This window comes from Bacteroides xylanisolvens XB1A, assembly GCF_000210075.1.
GTDB classification, from domain to species: domain Bacteria; phylum Bacteroidota; class Bacteroidia; order Bacteroidales; family Bacteroidaceae; genus Bacteroides; species Bacteroides xylanisolvens.
Map to the genome: position 1 here is coordinate 3632219 of NC_021017.1, position 21691 is coordinate 3653909.

The following is a 21691-nucleotide window of genomic DNA, read 5'->3' on the forward strand; positions in this document are numbered from 1 at the left end:
GATAAGAACGGGCTTTGGGTATGTTTCAATTATTTATACTGTTGATACCAATTTACTTTTTCTTGAAGTTTTTTCTTCGGAGATAAAATGAAGAAGTGTGAACAAACTGCTTTGTTCAATAAATGTTTTTGATTTTGTTTCAAAATCTTTTTGTATTGTATCTATGAGGCTGTCGGATGAATAATGATGGTTAATGTGTCATATTCCGTATTAATAAGATTGGTATGTGATGCGTATAATATAAGTTGGTTTAACAAGAGTAAGTAGAGATTTTAATGATCTTGAGAATATCGGTAAGCGTCAATTGCATTCTTAACCGAACCGTGTAACAGTAACAATTTTTGTGCATGGTCATGATTTAATCCTAGTTCCTCCATAATCATCCTGGTGCCTCTTTCTACCAGTTTATGATTACTAAGCTGCATGTTTACCATCTTATTTCCTTTCACCCGTCCAAGTTGAATCATGACAGAGGTGCTAATCATATTCAGAATCATTTTCTGTCCGGTGCCTGATTTCATCCGGGAACTGCCTGTTACATATTCCGGTCCTACAATCATTTCGATGGCGACATCTGCCTCTGCCGCCATTGGAGAATCGGGATTACTGGTGATACAACCTGTCAGGACACCGTGTTTACGGGCTTCCCGTAAAGCACCGATTACGTACGGGGTAGTGCCGGAAGCGGCAATGCCGATAACGGTGTCTTTTTCGTTGATCTGGTGTTCGACGAGTTCTTCCCAACCTCGATTTTCATCATCTTCGGCTCCTTCTACCGGATTGCGCAAGGCTGTATCGCCTCCTGCAATCAGTCCGATAATCCAGTTGGGAGACATACCGAAAGTAGGAGGAATTTCGGAAGCATCCAATACTCCCAGGCGACCGCTTGTGCCGGCCCCCATATAAAAGATGCGTCCGCCTTGTTTCATGCGGGGCACAATCTGATTGACAAGCTCTTCAATTTGTGGAATAGCCTTTTGTACGGCTAACGCTACTTTCTGATCTTCCTGGTTGATATCTTCTAAGATCTCTCGCACAGATTTCTTTTCCAGATGATCGTAAAAGGACGGTTGTTCGGTTATTTGCATTTTTATAATTACTGGTTATAAATTACAATAGGTAAAAGAACTATTGTTGATGGTATTGAATCAGCCCTTCCATCGGACTTTGAAGAATCTTACCGATCTGAATTCCTGTTGTTTGCGCAGCCTCCTGCAAAATCTCCTTGTAACAGTGAGCTACGGAACCAATAAAATGTACCGGATATTGCTTATAATCATATTGCATCACGTTTCTGCGGAGAAAAGCGATAAAGCTGTTGAGTACTAGTGAACGGATAGCCGGTTCTTCCAAGTGCTGTGCAAGGAAAGGGGAGAGACTAGCCAGAAAACGGTTCGGAAAGGGTTGGCGGTAAACGCGGTCGATGATTTCGGGGGCCGTCAGGTCGAACTGTTTTAAGAAAGCTTCTTTGATGGCGGGTGGAAGCTGGTTTTTCAGTACATCGCCTACCAGTAGTTTTCCTAAGACTGCGCCGCTTCCTTCATCTCCCAGGATGAATCCAAGAGGGGAGATGTTGTTGACAATCTCTTCACCGTTGTAGAAACAGGAATTGGAACCTGTGCCGAGGATGCAGGCAATCCCTGCTTCATGTCCGCATAGTCCGCGGGCAGCGGCAAGCATATCCGAGTTGGCTTTGATATTTCCGATGACAGGCAGGCTGTCGGCGATGGCCCGCCGGAGGACGGGAGCCTTTTCGGGAGTGCAGCCTGCACCATAAAAAAAGACGGAGTTGATCGTTCCTTCCGGTAGTTGTGGCAGAAGGGAATGTGTCAGCTCTTGTTGAATTTCTTCTTCTGATTGGAAGAAGGGATTAATTCCCTTCGTTCCCATTCGTTTGATTGGGGTGTCGTTGAAAACGATGCACCAGTCGGTTTTTGTAGAACCACTATCTGCAATGAGTATCATATCTTTGAGTTTTTTATTGTTTCTTTCCGAAAGAATCCTCCAGTCGGTTGCGAATCATTAATGAGGCGACGATACCGGGTAGGGTACAAATACAAACCCAGATAAAGAAGTTTGTGTATCCGAGATGTTCCTGTATCCATCCGGCAGGCATACCGGGAATCATCATGCCTAGTGCCATAAATCCGGTTCCGATAGCATAGTGCGCCGTTTTGTGTTCACCTTCTGCTATATAAATCAGATATAGCATATAAGCGGTAAAACCGAAACCATACCCCAACTGTTCGATCGCTACACAAATGGCTATAAATATAGGATTGTCCGGGGTGGCGGCAGCCATCCATACATATAATAGATCGGGAATGTTGATGGCTAATGCCATGGGTAATATCCATTTCTTGAATCCGTCACGGGAAACGAGGAAACCACTAATGATTCCACCGAGCAATAAAGCTATGACACCTATCGTGCCGTAGATCATTCCGACAGTTGCTGTGGATAAACCCAGTCCACCTTTATCGGTCGTGTCGAGCAGGAAAGGAGAAGCTATTTTGGCTAACTGTGATTCTCCCAACCGGTAGGTGAGGAGGAAAAAGAACATGAGACCGAGGTTCTTTTTCTGAAAGAATGTGACAAAGGTCAGGAGGAAATCTCCCAACAACTTACCCGGTGTGAGTCCGGGACGTTTAATGTCCGAATCAGGATGGGGGAGGATAAGCCGATGATAGATAGTAAGAGCCAGAAATAATCCGGCAAGGAGGTAGAATGTAATACTCCATGCCAGGGGAATATTGTTCTGTGACGTTTCCAGCCATCCTGCCAGCATGACTAGAATTCCCTGCCCGAAAATATTGGCAAGCCGATAGAAAGTATTCCGGATACCGACAAAGAAAGATTGTTCCTTATTATTGAGTCCGAGCATATAGAAACCGTCTGCTGCGATGTCATGCGTAGCGGAACTGAACGCCAACAGCCAGAAAAAAGCAAGAGTCAACTGTACATAATGAGCAGTCGGAATAAAGAAGGCTATTCCTGCAAATCCGGCAGCGATGAAACCTTGCATGGCAATAATCCAGGCACGCTTCGTTTTCACCAGGTCGACGAATGGACTCCATAGCGGTTTGATAGTCCAGGGAAGATAGAGCCAGGAAGTGTATAAGGCTATTTCCGTATTGGATAATCCTAAACGCTTGTACATGATAACAGCAATCGTCATTACCGCTACGTATGGCAGCCCTTCTGCGAAGTAGAGGGTGGGTATCCAGCTCCAGGGATTTCTTTTTATAGTGGGGGTTGTCATGGTATTATTCTTTTTTATTGATATTGTTTCTCGAGCGTACTGCCGGGGTAATAGTGAGACAGTATTTCTTCATATTTGTAACCTTGCTCTCCCATTACGGCAGCACCAATCTGGCAAAGTCCTACTCCATGCCCCCATCCGGCTCCAGTAAGGATGAATCGTGAAGGGATTTTATCCTCTTTATGTCCTTTTTCCTCATATTCCTTGTCTACTACGAAGGCGGAACTATACAGATGAGAAGTAGATAAGGTACGGCGTATTTCCAACTCTTTTCCAATGATGAGTGTCCGTAAGGTTCCTACAATCTTTAGTCGGACAAGACGTCCGGATGTTCCCCGTTCTACAGGAATTAAATCAATGATTTGTCCGAAATCAATCCCTGAACGTTGATGAATCAGTTCTGAAAGCTCCTGCTGCGAATAACTGACTTTCCAACGATAGAAGTCTGCTGTTTCCTGATCGTAGTTGTTTAGTACTTGGCTTAGAATTTTCTTATCCTGCGTATTACAAAAAGCAACAGGTGAGGTACGTATCCATTTATCAGCTTCCGCCTCTATGTTCAAATCGGGAAGTTGTTTTTCAGTCTTGCTATCCCGTTGTCTGATTAGATAAGGATGCTTTACGTTTTCCCAACAATTTTGGAACTCTTCAAAAGCTCCGCCACAACATTTAGAGAAACGGGCATCACAAATCGCTCCTTTATACATCAGCACTTCCCCCCGCGTGGCGGAGACTGCTTCGATGGCTTGTGGTGTTGAGGCTCGTGTAATTCCCTGATAACGCTGGCAATGATCATCGGCACATACATCGAAATTTCTATGTGCTTCATGGTCATACCACTTAATAAATGAAGAATTAGGAATGAAGAATGAAGAATTGGCTGCGCTGTCTTTTTGCAAAGTTCTTTTAAATTCTTCATTCTTCATTCTTAATTCTTTATTTTTTTCGAGTAGCCAGCTTCGGGAGATGACGGCGTGAGCCTTTAGTAGTTCTAAAGAAGCTGTTGCGCTCATTTCGGATGAAATTACACTGGTAAGATATTCTTCAATGGAAATCACATTGATGGCGGTTAGTTGTTCTCCTTCGATGATAATCTTTAATTCCCCTTTGAATTTCTGGACTTCTTTGCGTTCCCAATGGAAGTTGATTCCGATGGTCACATCTTTCAGTTCAAAGAAAGCATGTGCATTTTGTGGAGGAATGAAGGATAATTCGTCGTACTCTTTCCCTTGCCAATGAATCTTCCCATCCTGATAAATAACTTTCTGTGTCCCGGAAATTTCCGTTCCGACAGAAGAACTAAATTTCACCGGGAAAGAGAATTCAATCTCTTTCCCGGAAAGGATACCAACTGTTATTTGAGGTTGAGTCATAATACAGCCTTAATACGTTCTAATATTTTTTGCAGTTTTTCTTTGGATATAGATATTTCCCGATAGATCTCATATACCTTTTCAGGAGTCAGTTTCTCCATATCCTCTTCACGTACTATAGGGAATATGCCGTTCATTTCAGCAATAGCAGGACTGATGATAATTTGTTCGTCCCCTTTTGCGTAATAGCAGTCAGGACGATGTTTGCTGCGTAAGAAGATAATACAATTGTAAGGGTGTTCGGCCACTGACTCAAATTCATCGTCATAGTTCTTTCCAAAATCCTCTTTGGTGCGTTCCAAACCATACCAGGCAAGAATATTCATCATTGGTTCTTTTCCGTTATTATTGGCAGCTAAAATGTCGTAAATCAGATGAAAGGTTTTCGACATTGTTGTCTTATTTTCCGCCTGAATCCTGATGAAACTGTACGGGAAACCTTCATAACTAATTTGCACCTTGTCGTTATCTATTAATTCCATGCGATCGTAATAGGCTCCCTGTATACTTTCCTCTTTACTGCAAGCTTGAAAATGGGCATGATCGGGAGCGGAAGCTCCAGATTCCGGTCCATTATACAAAAGGAAGTATTCTTCCATAATGTCGGTGAGTTCTATCATATCTTTAAAACGCCCGGCTATGGATTGTGACTTGTGTTCCTTATCTACAATTGTAAAGTGGTGTTTAAATATGGGATAGGGATTAACCAGTATCTGATAATTCCTGTAACTGATGAACTCTTGTTCCTGCGGTCGGTTTGTTTGGCAGAGGAAGCAAGGCCGTGAGTGAATGGAGGCAGTATCTGTCTGTGCGGTAGCCGAAAGAATACGTTTCGGATTAAAGAATAGTTTCGCACTTAAACAATTGTTACCAAACCACTTGGATATTTTTTTTGTTCGTGACCGATACTGTTCCAGTGCTTGGTAATTTTCTTTGGCTAGTTCCCAAGAAAGAGTTTGCTTTTGGAATAACTGTTCGATACTTTGCTGAATTTTCTCTAATGTCGTTTTTTGTTGCAGGATGCGCTGTTCCAATTCCCACGTACGAAGCCGGTCTTTATATAGATTATTCTGGTTGATTTTCTCAACAGGCAGTGCAGCATCCGAGTTGCCGTCCCAACGGCGGCAAAGGTAAATCACGTCGTATATTCTGCCTATCTGATAATCGTGTGAAATTTTCAATCCAAGGGCATAATCTTCTCCATAGCTTGTGTTCGGGACTTTGATTTCCCGAAGAATGGGTGTGTAGAATGCACGGGGAGCTCCCAGACCGTTGATACGTAATGCATTATTTCGTCCGTTGTCGGGCGTCCATTCCTTATGATCGATGATGCCGGGGGCAATTTCCTGCATATCAAAGTTAGTCATCATATAAGTGCCGATTACCATTGCACATTTCTGTTTATAGAAAGTATCAATGATGATTTGCAGGCTATGTTCGTCTTTATACACGTCATCGCTATCAAGTTGGACGGCAAACTTTCCGCATTTCTCGTGATGGATACCTATGTTCCAACATCCGCCTATACCGAGGTCATCTCTTTCGGGAATGACGTGAATCAGCCGCTTGTCCGAACTAAGTTCATGGAGAACTTCACTGGTCCCGTCTGTTGAATGATTGTCGATGACAATGACATTGAACGGAAAGGTCGTTTGCTGGTTCAGTGCCGAGCGTACGGCATCTTTGACTGTGCGAATACGGTTGCGTACGGGTATAATGACAGAAGCTTCATATTCAAAAGTGTGAGAAGAAAAGTCTACGGGACGGAAGATAGGATAAAGATATCCGCCAATTTCCTTCAAATGGTTGGTGCATGCCTGTTCCATTTCAATCTGTACCTGACGGTTTTTAGGGTCTACATAATCGAACTGCTTCTCACCGCTTTTCCGCTTGTCACTTTCTACTTCGGTATATAGATATTCGTTGATGTGTACCAGTTTGCTCTTTTGGGATATTTTGAGTCTCAAATCATACAAGCCTGCATATTGATATTCCTCTTCTGTATTTTCTATAACTTCCTTGAATGCGTTGGCATTGAACAGTAAAACCGAGCCGAAATTGAAGTCGTCACGCAGGCTACCGGGTTGGTAATCAATGACCGGAGCTGTTTTTTGCACACCGTCTATCTGTTGGTAATGGTCTGCATATACCATGCCAGCTTGGGTCATTTCCATTACTTGAACCATTCTTTCAAGAGCGAACATGCCTATTTTTAGTGCAGTGTGTTTGGTATAAAGCAAGGTATATGTTTTATCAGAATGATCTGCAATAGCTCGCATCGCTTGTGTAGACTGCATTTTCTCTACAGAGATGAGTTCGCATCCGGGAATACAGACATTGGTAATTGGCGATGCCAATAAATAAATCTTGTCTACCAGCGTCGATGCACGTAACTCCTTAACTGTTTGCACAGTTTCTTCCAACCGGCTGAAAGGAAGAAAACAGTTGATTGTTGTTTTCATTATTTTACTTTTTGTTTTGTAGTATGAGTTGTGTAAGATGTTTCTTTGTCTTGTCTTTTGATGAACAAACAGAGTCCAAGGAATGTGAACAGGGCATTGATTATCAACAACTCGTAACTAATTTGGTAACCGTTGAGCCATGCTTCCGAATTTCTTTGCAGGATATAGCAAAGAATAGGAGAAGTGATAGCTACCAACGGAATATATTTATCATAAACTTGTTTCTTGGTGAAGATGCCAAAAGCGAACAGTCCTAAGATAGGGCCATACGTATAACTGGCCAATGTGTAAATCGCATCAATCACACTGGTGTTGTTCAGCAGATTGAATACGAAAATGACTGCTCCCATCACAACTGCCATACCGATATGTACATGTTTGCGTATTTGGCTAAGTGCCGCCTCTCCTTTTTTCTGTGCATGTAAAATATCTACAGTAAAGGAAGTGGTCAGTGCCGTCAAGGCAGAACCGGCTGCAGAATAGGCGGAGGCTATCAGTCCGATAATGAATAATATTCCGACTATGCCGGGAAAATAATTTCCGGTAGCAATCATCGGAAACAACTCGTCGCTTTTTCCCGGATTCCCAATGCCTTGCTGTGCTGTAAACGTATATAACAGTACTCCTAGCATCAGAAAAAGCAGAATGACAAAGAACTGTGAGATTCCACTGGTAATCATATTCTTCTGTGAGTCCCGGAAGTTCTTGCAGCTAAGATTGCGCTGCATCATATCCTGGTCGAGCCCATTCATAGCAATGACAGTGAACACTCCTGCTAGGAATTGCTTGAAGAAATAGCGTTTGTCATTAACATCGTCGAAGAAGAATGTTTTGGAGAAGTCACTATCTGATATGGTAGTAATCAGGCCGCTAAAGTTGAGGTGCAAGTTGGAGGCTATATAATAGATACATAGTATCACAGAGACTACCAGGCAGAATGTTTTCAATACATCCGTCCATATCAATGATTTCACTCCGCCCCGGAAAGTATAGAGCCATACTATAAATACGGTAAGTATGACATTCAACAGGAAAGGAAGATGGAAAGGCTCGAAGATCAGCAGTTGCAGCGTCAGGCATACCAGAAATAGTCGAACGGCAGCTCCCAGCATCTTTGAGATAAAGAAGAACCATGCTCCTGTTTTATAGGATGAAGCTCCGAATCTGTTCTCCAAATATTCATAGATAGAAACCAGATTCATCCGATAGAACAGTGGAACAAGCACAAAGGCGATAATAAACTGTCCGACTATAAAGCCGAGTACCATTTGCAGATAAGAGAAACTGCTAGCTTGTACCATGCCCGGAACAGATACAAAAGTAACTCCCGAAATGGTGGAACCAATCATGGCAAAGGCAACAACATACCATGCCGATTTACGGTTTCCTACGAAGAACCCTTCATTGTCAGCTTTGCGTCCTGCTATATAAGAGATAGTGAACAGGATTATAAAGTATGCCACAATAGTGATAGATATAACGGCTGGACTCATATCTGCTATTTAAATTCGTTTGAGGATGAATGATTCGAATAAGTTTATCTTTGTCTACAAAAGTAGGGAATTTATCATAGATATGTATACTCTTACCTATTTTTTATTCCCGGTGTGCCTCCGGTCGCGTGTTTGGACGAACGCCAGTTTTTGTTGAGCGAGGACAACTCCGGAGATTTCTTTTCAAGCGAAATGCCGGTTGTCTTTTTGTTGTCAGAATCGTGCATCTCATCTCTAAAACGGCAAGTATCAAAAGTTTGTCCTTTCTCCGGCTTCTCGCTACAGGAGAGTGCCAGATAGCCTCCGTCGTTATTAAGAGTCGGGAATTTGGGTATTTCTATCAGGTTCTCTCCATTTACTTTATGTTTCCGAATGACCTTGCTGGTGTATTTGCTGAAGCAAAGATAACCTTTGGATGGAATGGTGATGGGAGTGGAGGAACTCTCGTTACAAAGAGTGGTAGTACTGTATACTGTGCCACTTTCATACATTTTGTATAGATAGAGAGTTGGCAGAGTAATAGTCTTTTCACCCGGATTATAAATTTCTACATATTCTGCACCGTCAGTAGCATTATCATACATTATTTCGTTGAAAAGAAGCATACCTCTCACATCTTCCGGTAATTCGGGAGTGTCGGGATTGTCCGGTAGAACCGTATCGGGGGTATCGGGTGTTTCGTCGGGTGATGTGTTCGTTTCTACGTCATTAGACAACTGTATGTGATGGAACGTGAATCCTTTACAACGGGTTTTGGTGTAAATGCAGTATATACCGCAGTAGCGGGAAGTCTGTATATCGGTATCTTTTATCTGTTTTTCTTTTACGTATTCATTCTCGGATTCAAGCCGTGTCCAAAAAGTCCAGTAACCGTTATTGTCACGTTCTACTTTTATATATAGTTTCGGTGATGAGTCGCCTTTCATCAGTTCTCTTCCCGAAGCCAGTAGTTTAGACTGCTCTCCGTTTTGACGATAAAGAGCTACATTGTCTTTTGCTCCTCCAATCTGAATATAATAGCCGTTTAAATTACCGGAAAGAATGTTTGAGGAAGAAGTCAGATAAAATCGTGCATAATTGTTGGCGGAGGGGTTGAAGGTGAGGTGAACTCCAAATTCCCAACGGGTATTTTTTATAGAGGTAGAAGGAATGGTGACATAAGCTGTTCCGGCGTCTTCCTGTGGATCATTCAGATGGATTCCTTCTTTAGAGTTGATGGTGAATTTGTCCATCTCTCCTTCCCAGGGAAGTTCGGGTGTGATAGTGTCTCCTCCTCCTAATTCTCCCTTTTTTTCGTCATCAGCAGGGAGCGAACAATTATAGAACAATATGATGAAGATACTTAGGAAAGCAAATGCTTGGTAAACTTTCATACGGTTTTTAGTTTGAGTTATTTCGTTTTACCGTATTTGTTTGAGTATAATGCAGAAGCAATTGCGGTTTAAATAGTTGAATGAGTCGGCAAAGGTAAACCTTTTTGCTGGAAAAAACATACTTATTGAAGAAATAATTGTAAATCCTTTTGTTTTCTCTAAATGCGTGGAAAGGAAACAGTGAGGGGTTATCAAAAGTCAATAAATTAAATGTGACTTTTGATAACCCCTCACCCATGTTACATTCAATTATTGAAACATTATTCGAAGCGTGGCATTACATATTTATCTGTGTAAGATGTGAACGTAATACCTGGCATGGAATGAACGTTCGATTCGTTCTCCAGCTTCTTTATCAGCGAATAATCGTTGGCATCCAATGCGTAATAGTTATCTGAAGCCGGAGTTGTCACGCGGACTGTCCAGTCGAACATATTACCGATGATGGTGAGCGCATCCGTTTCCGGATCAAATGCCGGGATTCCTGTTTTAACGATTTCATACGTCCGGTTCTGCAACACATAGAAAGCCTTGTTGACATCGGTCATAAAAGCAAGCGTCTTTTTGTTTCTGAACTCGGTCAGATACAGATGTTCTAATGTCAGGCCTTCAGGCAAGGTGATGGCACGGACATACGGGCGTCCTTTCACCTGTTTCAGATGAAACAGACGACGGTCGGCATCCAACAGAAGATAACCTTCGTCATACTCCTTTTTCACCGTCGGATTTCCTACGATTTCCGTTGCCGGAAAACGAAAATCCTTCTTAGTCATAGCTTCGGTAAACTGAAGGCTTTTGTCTTCCTTCACGCTGTTGGTAGCCATGTCGATAAATTCGATCCCTTTGGAGGTGATACGGAATACGTCATCCGGCATTTTCAGGTCCACACGTCCTGACATAGATTCCATCAGTGGGTAAAGCCCGATAGAAGGTGCGTTTATATCCGAAGGCACACTGCGGAAGTTGAAGTTTTCTGTCTGCACCATTTTAGGAGTCATTGCGATTCCTTGAATGGTATCCGGAAAACGCTCATCAGACATCAACTGACGGAAATAAAACATAGGCAGGATGCTGTCGAAAGCAGCTTCCGAATAAATGTTTCCTGCAAGGTCGCGGCGCACGGTTCCTTTCCCTTCTTCTTGTCCCATCTGGGCGAAATCGCCAATTACGAAACTATACAGGGTAAAGGGAGTCTTTTCTGGCTTTACGACAAAGAAATTGTAGCACCAGGGCAACTGCCAAAGAAGCAGAAAAGCGATGGTTACATATAATAGTATGGTACTGAAACGTCTCATTTCTCAATCTTTTAATTTTTAATCTTTAATTTTTTTATTGGTTAATCCTGTTTTCCGGCCTTGAACCGTACGATAGAGAGCCACGAGAAAGAGGCTGTCAACAAAGTATAGACCACTAAATAAGGGAGAAACTTGTTGTATGCTTCCGGCGTAGGCGACAGGAAGAAGATTCGGAGTAACAATACTGCGATAATGAGATTCAGGATACGGCGTTTCCATGCCGGTTCGAGGCAAATCCATGCGACGAGCAGATAGCCGGAGATGCCGGCGAGATACCACGTTAAAGCGGTAAGCAGTATGTGGTTTTTGAGCTCATGGGCAAGGATTCCGTTCAGATAGATCTCCATCAACAGGAAATTGGAAGCGAAGCAGACAAGAAGCAGTATGAGTCCGGAGAGTAACATATTGCCCGTCATTTTCAGTTCCGGATAAGGCAGATGGAGGGTCAGTTTCAAACATTTGCGTTGCATCTCGGGGACAAATTGCACGATTGCCATCAGGATTCCGGCAATCAGAGGAATATATTGCAACATATCAATGAAGATGACATCCCGTTGCAGCATGACTTCCCATACATGGGCAGCCCCTTTCATTTCTACCACCCGGTTGATACGGAGCATACAGTAGCCTGTAAAACCAAGTGTGGCGAGCACGGCAAGCAGAAAATACCACCGTGTCTTTATCCATTCTTTATAAAATATAGCGTACATTCTTGAGGATTTATGATTTATGAATGATGATTTATGGGTTACGAGTTGCCAACTCTTATTCTTAATTTAATCAGTATTTCCCGGTGAGGCCGATAAAGGCATCTTCCAAATTGACTTGCTCACAGTGCAAGTCTGTATAGGGCACTGACATTGATTTCAGTTTGGCTTCTGTTTCTGCCGGTTGCAGGAAGGAGAAAGTCTCCAACTGGTTCCGCATGATGGAAGGATGGTAGAAATCATCCGATGCAGGAAGCTCGTAACCTTCGGGAATGGTGAAGGTGTAGCGGCGTCCTTTTTCCAGTAATTCGGCGATTGGTTTCTGAATCAGTATCTTTCCGTAGTCCATAATAATGCAGTCGTCAACGAGACGCTCCATATCCTGAATGATATGCGAGGTCAGAAAGACGGTTTTACCTTCCGAACGGGCATAGTCGCGGAGATAGTCCACAAACAGGCGGCGGTAGCCGGGATCGAGTCCGAGCGAGAAGTCGTCCAGTACCAGAAGTTCCGGGTTTTGTGCGAGAATCAGTCCGAGAGCTACTTGAGAGCGCTGTCCGCAGGACATACGTGAGATGCGCTGTCCGGTAGCTACTTTCAATTTATTCATCAGTTCGTAGTACGCTTCTTTTTTCCACTGGCCGGGGTAGAAGGCTGCGTAGAATTTTTCTATTTCGGTGATGGTCATGAATTGGTATTGCACATGACCTTCGATGAGCAGTCCGATATGGCGGCGCAGAGCCGGTGCCATGGTCTGTATCTCCTGTCCGAAGATGCGACATTCTCCCGAACGGGGTTTCAGGTAACCGCTCAAGATATTGATAGTGGTGGTTTTGCCCGTACCGTTCTTTCCCAATAGTCCCAGGATACGTCCTTTGGGCACTGTGAAACTAAGGTTTTCGTAAATCAACCGTTTACCGTAGTAGTGCGTCAGGTTGTTACATTCGATAATTTGTTCCATTTGATTTTATCTGTTATTTCGATTCAAAAGAAGAAAAGGAAAAGAATGGGAATCAAGATTCCGACTATTAGTTCTATTCCTCCTCTGCCGATAATGCCCTTGTTCCCTTTCAGCATGATAATGCCGGAAAGAGTAATGATAATAAGGGCGATAGCGAAAATATCCGCGAAGTAAGTCCACCATTGTCCCGGATTGTAATGTAAACGGGACATCGCTCCGATAAGCGGGCGACGGGTGACGGATTCATATACCGCTTCTCCTGTCTTCACGTTTACCAGAAGGCTGGAACCGCCTTTCAGGAAGACTTTCATTACGTCCGTTTTCGGGAAGTAGTATTTGGTATAGTTGCCGGTTTCTCCCAAAGGTTCCAGTAGAGTAAGTACTTTCTCTTTACTCATTCCTGCTTTGTCCGGTAGCTTTTCCGCTATTTTATATTCTTTCCGTGTGATGGAGAAGTTCGGATTAATCGTGTCACGGTGATTCATTACAATTCCGGAAATGGCATATATCAATACCATTCCGGAAAAGAAAAATGACAGGTCACGGTGTATGAGCCGGCTCCATTTACGAACAGTACTACTCCACTTCATACGAGTTGGCTTCCATAAAATAGAAAGATAAATACTCTTTTCCTGTTTCTGCTTTGCGGTCGGCTATTTTTGCGCGGAAGTCTGCGATGCGGGCTTCGGGACTGTTGGCTGTTTCGCCGCGTGCTTTCTTTTCAGAATCGCATCCGGCTTCACCGGTTCCGTGTTTTTCGGCAGCTTGTGCTTTGAGTTGTGCTTCCCAGTTTTGGAGGTAGGCTTCGTCGATGCGTTGTTCTTTCAATGTTCCGGTAACACGGACAATAGAGTTCACACATTTAGGATCGAAGGCTCCCAATGTTCCGGCTTCTACACGGATCACTTGGGTATCGTCACTGCCCATCAGGAAGATTTTCTTTGCACCATGTTTGCAGGTATGTGTGCAAACGCCTTCAATGGTTACTTCTTGTCCTGCAAGGTTTTCGGCATTGGCAAGGAGAGAATCAATTTCCAAAGCGGAAGATGCAGACTGTTCTGTAGTCGCTTCTGATGCGCTTTTCTGTTGTTTGTTACCACATGAAGTTCCGATAAAAGTCATTGCCATAAGGGCAATTGCGATTGTTAGCTTTTTTGTTTTCATTGTTATTGCTTCGTTTTTATATAGTTTGTAATCTGTTTTTCGTTTGTTTATAGCTTTTAATAGTTCGCCTTACGGGCGGGGAGTTTCAACCATGCTTGAAACAAATACTACTCCTTTAGTTGGCAGCTTGATCCCTTACGCAACGGAGTTGCATACCGGCTTTAATGCTGACATAAGATAATGATAATCTGCCTTCCGAATACTTTGCATTGATTGTACTCATTAATCCAAAGAACTGTATATTGGTAAGTAGTCCGCTGGTGCTATTGTATACGGGCTTGAAGGCAGTCGAAGTCATAAGATAATTCATTGCCGGTTTTCCGTGCCATGCAGTTTGAATATTGGCATCTTCTGCTATTGCCGTTTTTTGATAGCTGCCGGCACCTGTAAGGCTTGTTGCCATACGAACGCCGGAGAATTGGTAATTGAATCCTGCATTATTCAGTGATGATATTTTGGCGCCGTCATAAACTGCATCATAGAAAAGAGCTTTATCACCATCAGCCGGTACCTTGCCGTCGACATCATTCGTTGTTTTTCCTACCAGATTAAAGTATTCCAGACGTGTTGGTATGTGCCAACCTTTCGGACAAATACCTTGCGCTCCTTCAAAAGAGTTCAGATTGCTTTCAGTAATTTCCTTACCGCCCAGTGCAACTTGGAAATCATATAGATAACCTAATTCTTTGATAGCACTTTCCTCTGTTGTGGCTACGGTTGCACCGTCAGCTTTGATTTCATACGGGTACCAAACATGACTATCAGCAGTAGGATCGGTAGAAGGAGTATATCCTTTCGGAAGATAAATAAGCGGTTCAGCCATCCACGTAGTACCGTTCGCCAAAGTTACCGTGTTATATTTTACATTATCGTATAAGAAATAGTTCTCATTGAGATGTTCTTCGAAAGGAATCTCATTGTCTGCTCCGATTTCACCTTCATCTGTCCAGTTTTCGATGTCACCGATAAGTTTAACCTCTATATCGTCAGGCAATACACGGATGTTTACGCTGTATTGTCCTCCTTGCGCTAAAGTAGTAGATGTGAGTTTCTGCGACAAGGTCTTGCCATCAGAAGTTGCTACTTCGAGCGTCAAAGCTACCGTTTGGGGAACGATGAGGGCGCGGTAAGTTTTGTTCGTTTCAACAACCTGTGCCGTAATGTTTGTAGCTGCGACATTCGCGTCAGCAGTAACTGTAAGGGCAGCCAGATCAAGAGTTGCAGTCGGGATAGAGCCTTTCAATGCAATGGATGTTATGTTGGCTTCTACTTCCTTTGTTACATTAATGACCAGTTTGGTAAGCAGATGCTTAAAGTTCATTGTTATAGTATTTACAGTAGGAAGTACATCTTTATTGCTTGCTGCCATAAGGTCTGATGCCCCATATCCGGTGGTCTGATCGGCTTCTACAGAAAAAGAAGTAGGAGTATTACCTTCTCTATAAGGATAGTATGCTACTATCTGCGATTTGTCATTTCCTTCCGGGTACCAAAGCAGGTCACCTGCAAATACTCCGTCATTGAATGTCATTAGTTTATTTTCCGCATATACGAAGTCACCGTTTTGGATGATTGTAACGCCAATTTTATCTCCGGTTTCAAAGTTAACTTCGGTAGCGCGTGTGATAACAGGCGAGATAGTAATACGACTGTCTGAAGGAGTCGTCGTTTCGTTCTCTTCCTGTTGGCAAGATACCAAAAGTGCTGCTGCGAAGATAAATGTTAAACTCTTTTTCATTGCTTAATAATTTAGTTTATATATATATTCATTGTTTTCAAAAAGCATATCCCGGTTCTCAAAAAGTATATCCTAACTTGATAGTCTCATTCCAACGGCTCGAACCATCTATATAGTGAAGGTTGAAACCGCGTGTATAACTTCCCTGTACTTCAGCATAGATCCCATGGTTGAAATGATAGCGTAAACCGAGACGAAGCGTTGCTTGTGGAGCAGTAGCATATTCATTCTGCAGATTATAATAATCTGTCAGGCGATAAGGAGGATCACCCGGCTCCGTATCTGTTGTAATGACTCTGCTTTTCTCAGTAGAGTTTCCTATGGCAAAGGAAGCGGCTGCCTTTAAGTCAAATTTCCCTATATGAAACACGCTGGATACATACGTCTGCGTACAAAGCATCTTTTCCGACGCTACATACGGATACATCTGGGTAGTCAGTCGTTTGAAAGTTGAAATATGTGTTCCCAAACGAACTTCTGTACGAGGACTTATAAATTCATATTCGGGATGGACCGAGAAAGCATCTCTTTCGAAAATGCGGTTGGAGCCGTTGATATAAGTCGTCGTTATTCCGTTAACAGTCTCCTTATTAATCACATTCTCGTTGTTGACCAAATGTGACCATTGCAGGTTCAATCGTAGAAAATGCTCTTTCTTTCCCTGTTTGAAATGATAACTCAAATGAGAGGCAATCCGGTGAGTGGGGAATTTGAACCAGATAGCATCTCTTTCACCGGCAGACCCCGAAGAATAGGTATATTCGATATCTCCATAAAATCTCTTCCATTGAAGTTGCAGTGCTCCCCCGTTAGACAGTTCTTTGATCGGAAAGCCGTTGATTCCCGATTCGCTTAGATGAATCCCGCTGCCGTCCCATGCTTCATAAGCTCCATACATCAGTCCTTTGTCCAAGAAGGCGTTGTAGGAGTTTTCGGTAGTCCCGATTACTTCCGCCTTGACCGATTCGCTGTTTTTGCTGAACATATAAGAAAAACCGATGGCTAGATCGCCCGAGTGATACATCACACTGGGGGCTACTTTCAAATCCAGCCGGTAATTGGTATGTCGCAAGTCTTTCCGTTTGGAATAGTTGGAGGCGGCAAAGTCAATCTTTCCTCCCAATCGCCAGTTAGGTGCAATATCTGATGCAATACCGCCCATAAAAGCGTATCGTTGCAGGTCTTTGCGTCCGGGAGTGAACTCTAGAATGTCTACCGGATAAAATCCCGGCTGGATAAACATGGAACCACTCATGTCCTTACCGGAAGTATGATCGAATGAGAAAGAACCAGTCAGCGAATACCCTTTCAGATGAGTGATAGACTTGGCTATTGCTCCGGCATTCCATGATTTCTCCGCTTCGTAAGAGTGGTGGAAATCACCATGGTTATTCTTACCATACAGTTCGGCATAGGAAGAAGAGATGCTATCCATCCTGATACCTGTAACATTTTTTCCGGTATTCCAGGAATTACGCCGTTCTATAATGTCGTAAGTCTGTGCCGAAACACCGTACACTATACATAGTAACCAAAGACCTGTTATATATATTTTTTTCATCTCACTCATGCAAAGATTGTTTTTCTCTTTCATAAAAATCGGTAGAAGAGTTGTTGGTGTCCATCAATACTTCATAACCTGCTTCCTGCGTAGCTTCTTCGTCCACATGTCGATATAAGCTGCGTCCGTTGTATGTCGCACTTTGAGTGACATATCCTGCGTCGATGGAAGGAGATATACGTTTCTTGTTGTTGGAGGAACCACCGTAGTACACTTCCGCTCCATCAATCACCCAGTCGAGCGGAACTGCTATCACCCGGTCGGTGGTACTTCCCGGTTTTTGTATCACACTTCCCTCTTTTAGAACAAAGTCCTGTATCGTGGTATCCTTAGCTTTAAAGATAACCGTAGCAGGAGAAAAGATAGAGAACGAGTAAGCATTCGCCTGTCCGGTTTTCAATACCACGTTCAGATAATGATCCGGTGTGATTTGATCCCCCGGAGCCGGATGATACTGTGTATTCGGAAAATAAACGTTATTGTAGCAGACAAAGTATCCCGGTTTGTTCAGATTGACAGATTGCGGGTATTGCGCTGCATGGTCAACTGCCCCATTGATGGCAATCACTGCATCTTCTCCCGGTTGAAGCGGGAAAGTCTTGCCGGTACCGCCAAACTGCCAGATGCACTGAACGATGGGAGCAAAATCCCGGAAGATGGTTGCTCCGGTTATTTCATCCTGCGTTACCCAGACATTGGTAGCTTGGGAATTGTAAGGATCAAGCGCTCCGAAACATAAACTATCGAGATATTGCACTTCCGAATCGTTATTATGCAGGATTATATATTTGTCGGACTGGTAGTTTCCCTCCAGCGGCAACTTTGTACATCCTCCGCAATAAATCTCCTTAATAATAATAGCCCCGGCTCTGGAATGGATGAGCGGGAGGTTGAACGCCATGTTTCCGCTGGTCAGTTTCACATTATCGGCCAGTCCGTTGAAAATATCCTGTCCGTCCTTGTCGCTGACCTGCACGCGATATATACCTTTAGTCAGAGAGAATTGCGCCACTCCGTTCTTGTCGGTTTTAGCCTTGTAAGAATTTCCACGATCGACATCTTCAATCTTTACGGTCACTCCTTCCCGGAGATATTCCGAGTATCCATCCGGGTATACGGCAGTCACTTGCAGGCTGTGCAACTGATCGTCGTACGGATTCTCTTTATCAAGATCCGTGCATCCTGCAAAGATCCCGGTCACTGTTAGTAATAATATGTAGATAGACTGCTTCATATCTTTAAAATTTAATACGGCAAGTAAGTCCATAATAGAAATCCGGGGTAAAGAGCGCGCTCACACCGGTTGCATGAGATTTTACATACGGCCGTGAATTGGTGAAATTGATAGCGTTGAGAGAAAGAGACACATGGTCGCCAATCTCTTTGGTTATGTTGATATTGGCGGAGAAATAAGGATCATATCCATCCGCTGCAAATGTGTAGGCATTGCCCGATTTGCGTATCAGATAAGAGAATTCCGGATTCTCGGCTTCGGCTGACGTGAAAGGATGCATCTCATTGTTCAGGTCGAGATATGCCACCGGCCAGATAGCCGTATAAGAGTCACCGTTATAAATGCTTCCACCCGTTTGGGCATTGCTGCTTTCACTTACGTTGAACGCGTATTCTTTTCCCTTATATTCGGAGATATTCTGCGAACGCTTCACAAGCGAAGCCTCCAGTCTGCATGAAATAATCAGTCTGGCTTTCGGAATACGGGTGATGGCTGTGATATTGGCATCCAATGAGTGGGTACGTTTACCGTTGGCAGTCGTCGATAAGTTGTCGCCATTGGCATAGATACCTACATATTGGTAGGAGCGGTTGGCAAGACTGGTGTGCGACCATCCGTTCTGATAATAATAGGACAAAGAATTGTCGATATATTTAGTATAAGCATAGGAGGCATCTAACCGGAATTGCGTACGGATAGGAGTTATTTCCGGGAAATCAACAATCATTTCCGCTCCACGGCGAATGACGTCCATTCCATTATCGGGAGAGGTTGACTTGACAAAAGTCTGGTCGGTCACCTTTACATCCATAGGAGTCCAGTAGCTCGATGCATTGTCACGTATGTACACCATTCCCGTCTGATTATCCACATTGATTTGCGGATTAGTCGGCATAGTGAATCCCTCCGGTAATTGGAGAACATCGTAAGAGAACGGGTTATAGGAACTCGTGTATTTATACGGTAACTTGGTACGGTTGAAATAACCGACTAGCGAAATCCTGGTCCGGGCTATATGGACGTCAATGCCCAATTCCGAATTCTGATTCCGTTGCCAGCGTAGATTCTCATTGTGCAGTAATGTGTAGGGCTGGCTGTAATAGATATAAGATGATTCATTGTTATTATAGGAAAAACCGAATGTCTGTATGTCCCGGTATTCCTGTTTGGGGTACAAGGTATAGAAAGAGGGAAGCTTTTCAGTGATTCCCCAACCGCCACGGATAGCGATATGTTCGTTCAACTGCCATCTGGCATTGAAACGTGGTGAAAGAGTATTCAGGTTTTTATAGTTCGTTCCCTTGATAAACAAATGTTCCCAACGCACTCCCGCCATCAGTCTAAGCAGGGTGTTTCCCACTGGTAACGACAGACTTTCTTCGGCATAAAGCGAAACGTTATGCATATATGGATAAGCGGTGTAAGGGCGGGGGCGATAACCGTTCGGAGCCAGTGAAGGGTCTTTGTAATATTCTCCTTCACCCACATTCCCTGTTGCTTTCCACTGAACACCCGCTTTCAGGTTGCTGTTTACAGTCTTGAACCGTCTGTTCCATTCATACTTTAACGATGCGGCATAATCCAGTTCTTTGGAGTCGATGATCTGATCTGCGAAGTAGGTATATGGCAGTTTGCTTGCCATAAAATATCCTTCTTGCGTGGCATGAACAGCCGGCTGTTCCGATGCATACGAATAGAAAGTATGTGCATGGGAGTTATTGTCATTGTAGTATACCGATGCGTCGAACTTGAGGTTGGTGACCCACGATTTATTGAGCAGCCAGGCCAGTGAAGTGTTTGCCCGGAATACGTTATCCCTCACTTTGTTGTATTCTCCCGAATAGGCATCCGGGTCATCTTTGGTATTCATTCCTCCGATATTACCTGTAACACCGATATCGAATCTGAACACTTTGCTGAAAGTGTTGCTATATCCGGCAGAGAATCCCCTTCTTGTATAAGACGAATAGGGAGATACCAACTTTTGGGTAGCCTTTGTCCATTCTCCGTTTATGTTGATAACGCCTTTGTCGTTTCCTAAATCCAATCCTTTGGAGAAGGAAACCTGTTCGGTGCGGGGATTGATGGACAATAATATGTTCCAGGGTGTTTTCCCTTTCCGGGTGTGAATCTTGACCATTCCGCTATTCAAATCCCCGTATTCAGCCGAAGGTACTCCGGTGATGACTTCAACCGATTCAATATCCGCCACGGTGATATTACGGGTATCTGCTCCGTTCATATTTCCAAATGAGCCATTATTGCCAATACGTACCCCATCCACTTCAACGGCTGTCCCAAAGGCTGCATTACCGACTGTCGACCCTCCGTCGCGTAATGAGAAGATATTATTAGTGGTAAGATCCGGCACTTTTGTCTTTCCTCCCGGAAGAAGAGCGGAGATATCGCTCACGTTGGATACCTGCAAATGTTCCAGCGCATTATTACCGATAGTGAGCGTAGTGTTTAACTCATTCTTGGGCGCTTGTGCAGTAACGACTACATCATCCAGTGCAAGCGTGTTTTCTTTGAGTTCTATATGTAGGTTTTTGATATTACTGTGCACATTTACCGGAATTGTTGCCGGTACATAACCCAGAAAAGAAACTTCCAGATTATATTTTCCCTCCTGCACTCCTTGTATCGTGAATTCGCCTTTCTGATTGGATACAGCCCATAAATAGGTGCCTTTAATGAGAATGGAAGCACCGGGCAAGGGGGAATTCGTTTTGGGCTCGGTCACACGTCCCGAGATTGTATAGATGTTTGAATTAGCTGCGGCCTCAAATAAATTGAAAAATAGCAGCCCCCAGAATGCTATGTTAAAAAGACAATATTTCATAGATAAGTTTTGTGCAAAATTCGATAAAAACCAAGTTTATATCAATCACTATAAATAGTTATTTTCACAAATCTTAATACCTGCAACTGGGGATCTTTTACCTAATAATGGGTACCTTTTCTTTAATAGGTAATTTAGAAAATAAAAAAACGGCTTGCATTGCGATCACTATCACATTGCAAGCCGGTTGATTTATTGGGCTTATCTGTCATTGACCGGATATTAT

General features: G+C 43.4%; 16 protein-coding genes. All 16 read right to left on the reverse strand.

Annotated elements, in window-relative coordinates:
* Nucleotides 1-272 precede the first annotated feature (272 nt).
* Nucleotides 273-1088, reverse strand: a complete 816-nt coding sequence (murQ, locus tag BXY_RS14085) for an N-acetylmuramic acid 6-phosphate etherase (RefSeq protein WP_015532256.1) — start codon at nt 1086-1088, stop codon at nt 273-275.
* A gap of 40 nt (nt 1089-1128) precedes the next feature.
* Nucleotides 1129-1965, reverse strand: coding sequence for an ATPase (locus BXY_RS14090; protein ID WP_008024377.1), 837 nt, complete (start codon nt 1963-1965; stop codon nt 1129-1131).
* 13 nt (nt 1966-1978) lie between these two features.
* Nucleotides 1979-3262: an MFS transporter gene (locus BXY_RS14095; protein ID WP_004309646.1), complete on the reverse strand. Its 1284-nt coding sequence runs from the start codon at nt 3260-3262 to the stop codon at nt 1979-1981.
* 14 nt (nt 3263-3276) lie between these two features.
* Complete coding sequence (locus BXY_RS14100; RefSeq protein ID WP_015532259.1) at nt 3277-4635, reverse strand: SpoIID/LytB domain-containing protein; 1359 nt, start codon at nt 4633-4635, stop codon at nt 3277-3279.
* A complete protein-coding gene (locus tag BXY_RS14105; protein ID WP_015532260.1) occupies nt 4632-7097 on the reverse strand; it encodes a DUF4922 domain-containing protein in 2466 nt (821 codons plus the stop codon). Before BXY_RS14105 ends, BXY_RS14100 begins: the two co-directional genes overlap by 4 nt.
* The gene (locus BXY_RS14110) at nt 7097-8590 is read right to left on the reverse strand and encodes a sodium:solute symporter (RefSeq protein ID WP_015532261.1); all 1494 of its coding nucleotides are present in this window, start codon (nt 8588-8590) and stop codon (nt 7097-7099) included. The genes BXY_RS14105 and BXY_RS14110 overlap by 1 nt, the downstream gene beginning before the upstream one ends.
* Before the next feature lie 92 nt (nt 8591-8682).
* A complete protein-coding gene (locus BXY_RS14115; RefSeq protein ID WP_008642966.1) occupies nt 8683-9963 on the reverse strand; it encodes a lamin tail domain-containing protein in 1281 nt (426 codons plus the stop codon).
* 260 nt (nt 9964-10223) lie between these two features.
* On the reverse strand, nt 10224-11258 hold the full coding sequence (locus BXY_RS14120; protein WP_008642969.1) for a DUF4857 domain-containing protein: 1035 nt from the start codon (nt 11256-11258) through the stop codon (nt 10224-10226).
* Nucleotides 11259-11299: 41 nt separating this feature from the next.
* The gene (locus tag BXY_RS14125) at nt 11300-11968 is read right to left on the reverse strand and encodes a hypothetical protein (protein ID WP_015532263.1); all 669 of its coding nucleotides are present in this window, start codon (nt 11966-11968) and stop codon (nt 11300-11302) included.
* 70 nt (nt 11969-12038) lie between these two features.
* A complete protein-coding gene (locus BXY_RS14130; protein ID WP_004314891.1) occupies nt 12039-12926 on the reverse strand; it encodes an ABC transporter ATP-binding protein in 888 nt (295 codons plus the stop codon).
* A gap of 23 nt (nt 12927-12949) precedes the next feature.
* Nucleotides 12950-13516 carry a PepSY-associated TM helix domain-containing protein gene (locus BXY_RS14135; protein ID WP_008642971.1) on the reverse strand — a complete coding sequence of 189 codons (567 nt, stop codon included), beginning with the start codon at nt 13514-13516 and terminating at the stop codon, nt 12950-12952.
* A complete protein-coding gene (locus tag BXY_RS14140) occupies nt 13503-14090 on the reverse strand; it encodes a hypothetical protein (RefSeq protein WP_008642972.1) in 588 nt (195 codons plus the stop codon). The genes BXY_RS14135 and BXY_RS14140 overlap by 14 nt, the downstream gene beginning before the upstream one ends.
* 115 nt (nt 14091-14205) lie before the next feature.
* Nucleotides 14206-15828: a fimbrillin family protein gene (locus tag BXY_RS14145; RefSeq protein WP_008642973.1), complete on the reverse strand. Its 1623-nt coding sequence runs from the start codon at nt 15826-15828 to the stop codon at nt 14206-14208.
* Between the two features lie 58 nt (nt 15829-15886).
* Entirely contained in the window at nt 15887-17398 is a 1512-nt protein-coding gene (locus BXY_RS14150) for a DUF6850 family outer membrane beta-barrel protein (protein ID WP_008642974.1), read from the reverse strand.
* Entirely contained in the window at nt 17391-18623 is a 1233-nt protein-coding gene (locus BXY_RS14155) for a DUF4876 domain-containing protein (RefSeq protein ID WP_008642975.1), read from the reverse strand. The genes BXY_RS14150 and BXY_RS14155 overlap by 8 nt, the downstream gene beginning before the upstream one ends.
* Nucleotides 18624-18627: 4 nt before the next feature.
* A complete protein-coding gene (locus BXY_RS14160) occupies nt 18628-21465 on the reverse strand; it encodes a TonB-dependent receptor (RefSeq protein ID WP_015532265.1) in 2838 nt (945 codons plus the stop codon).
* Between the last annotated feature and the right edge of the window lie 226 nt (nt 21466-21691).

Bases quoted from the DNA above. Each gene is read 5' to 3' on its own strand.
- murQ (WP_015532256.1), bottom strand. From the start codon at position 1,088: ATGCAAATAACCGAACAACCGTCCTTTTACGATCATCTGGAAAAGAAA.
- BXY_RS14090 (WP_008024377.1), bottom strand. From the start codon at position 1,965: ATGATACTCATTGCAGATAGTGGTTCTACAAAAACCGACTGGTGCATC.
- BXY_RS14095 (WP_004309646.1), bottom strand. From the start codon at position 3,262: ATGACAACCCCCACTATAAAAAGAAATCCCTGGAGCTGGATACCCACC.
- BXY_RS14100 (WP_015532259.1), bottom strand. From the start codon at position 4,635: ATGACTCAACCTCAAATAACAGTTGGTATCCTTTCCGGGAAAGAGATT.
- BXY_RS14105 (WP_015532260.1), bottom strand. From the start codon at position 7,097: ATGAAAACAACAATCAACTGTTTTCTTCCTTTCAGCCGGTTGGAAGAA.
- BXY_RS14110 (WP_015532261.1), bottom strand. From the start codon at position 8,590: ATGAGTCCAGCCGTTATATCTATCACTATTGTGGCATACTTTATAATC.
- BXY_RS14115 (WP_008642966.1), bottom strand. From the start codon at position 9,963: ATGAAAGTTTACCAAGCATTTGCTTTCCTAAGTATCTTCATCATATTG.
- BXY_RS14120 (WP_008642969.1), bottom strand. From the start codon at position 11,258: ATGAGACGTTTCAGTACCATACTATTATATGTAACCATCGCTTTTCTG.
- BXY_RS14125 (WP_015532263.1), bottom strand. From the start codon at position 11,968: ATGTACGCTATATTTTATAAAGAATGGATAAAGACACGGTGGTATTTT.
- BXY_RS14130 (WP_004314891.1), bottom strand. From the start codon at position 12,926: ATGGAACAAATTATCGAATGTAACAACCTGACGCACTACTACGGTAAA.
- BXY_RS14135 (WP_008642971.1), bottom strand. From the start codon at position 13,516: ATGAAGTGGAGTAGTACTGTTCGTAAATGGAGCCGGCTCATACACCGT.
- BXY_RS14140 (WP_008642972.1), bottom strand. From the start codon at position 14,090: ATGAAAACAAAAAAGCTAACAATCGCAATTGCCCTTATGGCAATGACT.
- BXY_RS14145 (WP_008642973.1), bottom strand. From the start codon at position 15,828: ATGAAAAAGAGTTTAACATTTATCTTCGCAGCAGCACTTTTGGTATCT.
- BXY_RS14150 (WP_008642974.1), bottom strand. From the start codon at position 17,398: ATGAGTGAGATGAAAAAAATATATATAACAGGTCTTTGGTTACTATGT.
- BXY_RS14155 (WP_008642975.1), bottom strand. From the start codon at position 18,623: ATGAAGCAGTCTATCTACATATTATTACTAACAGTGACCGGGATCTTT.
- BXY_RS14160 (WP_015532265.1), bottom strand. From the start codon at position 21,465: ATGAAATATTGTCTTTTTAACATAGCATTCTGGGGGCTGCTATTTTTC.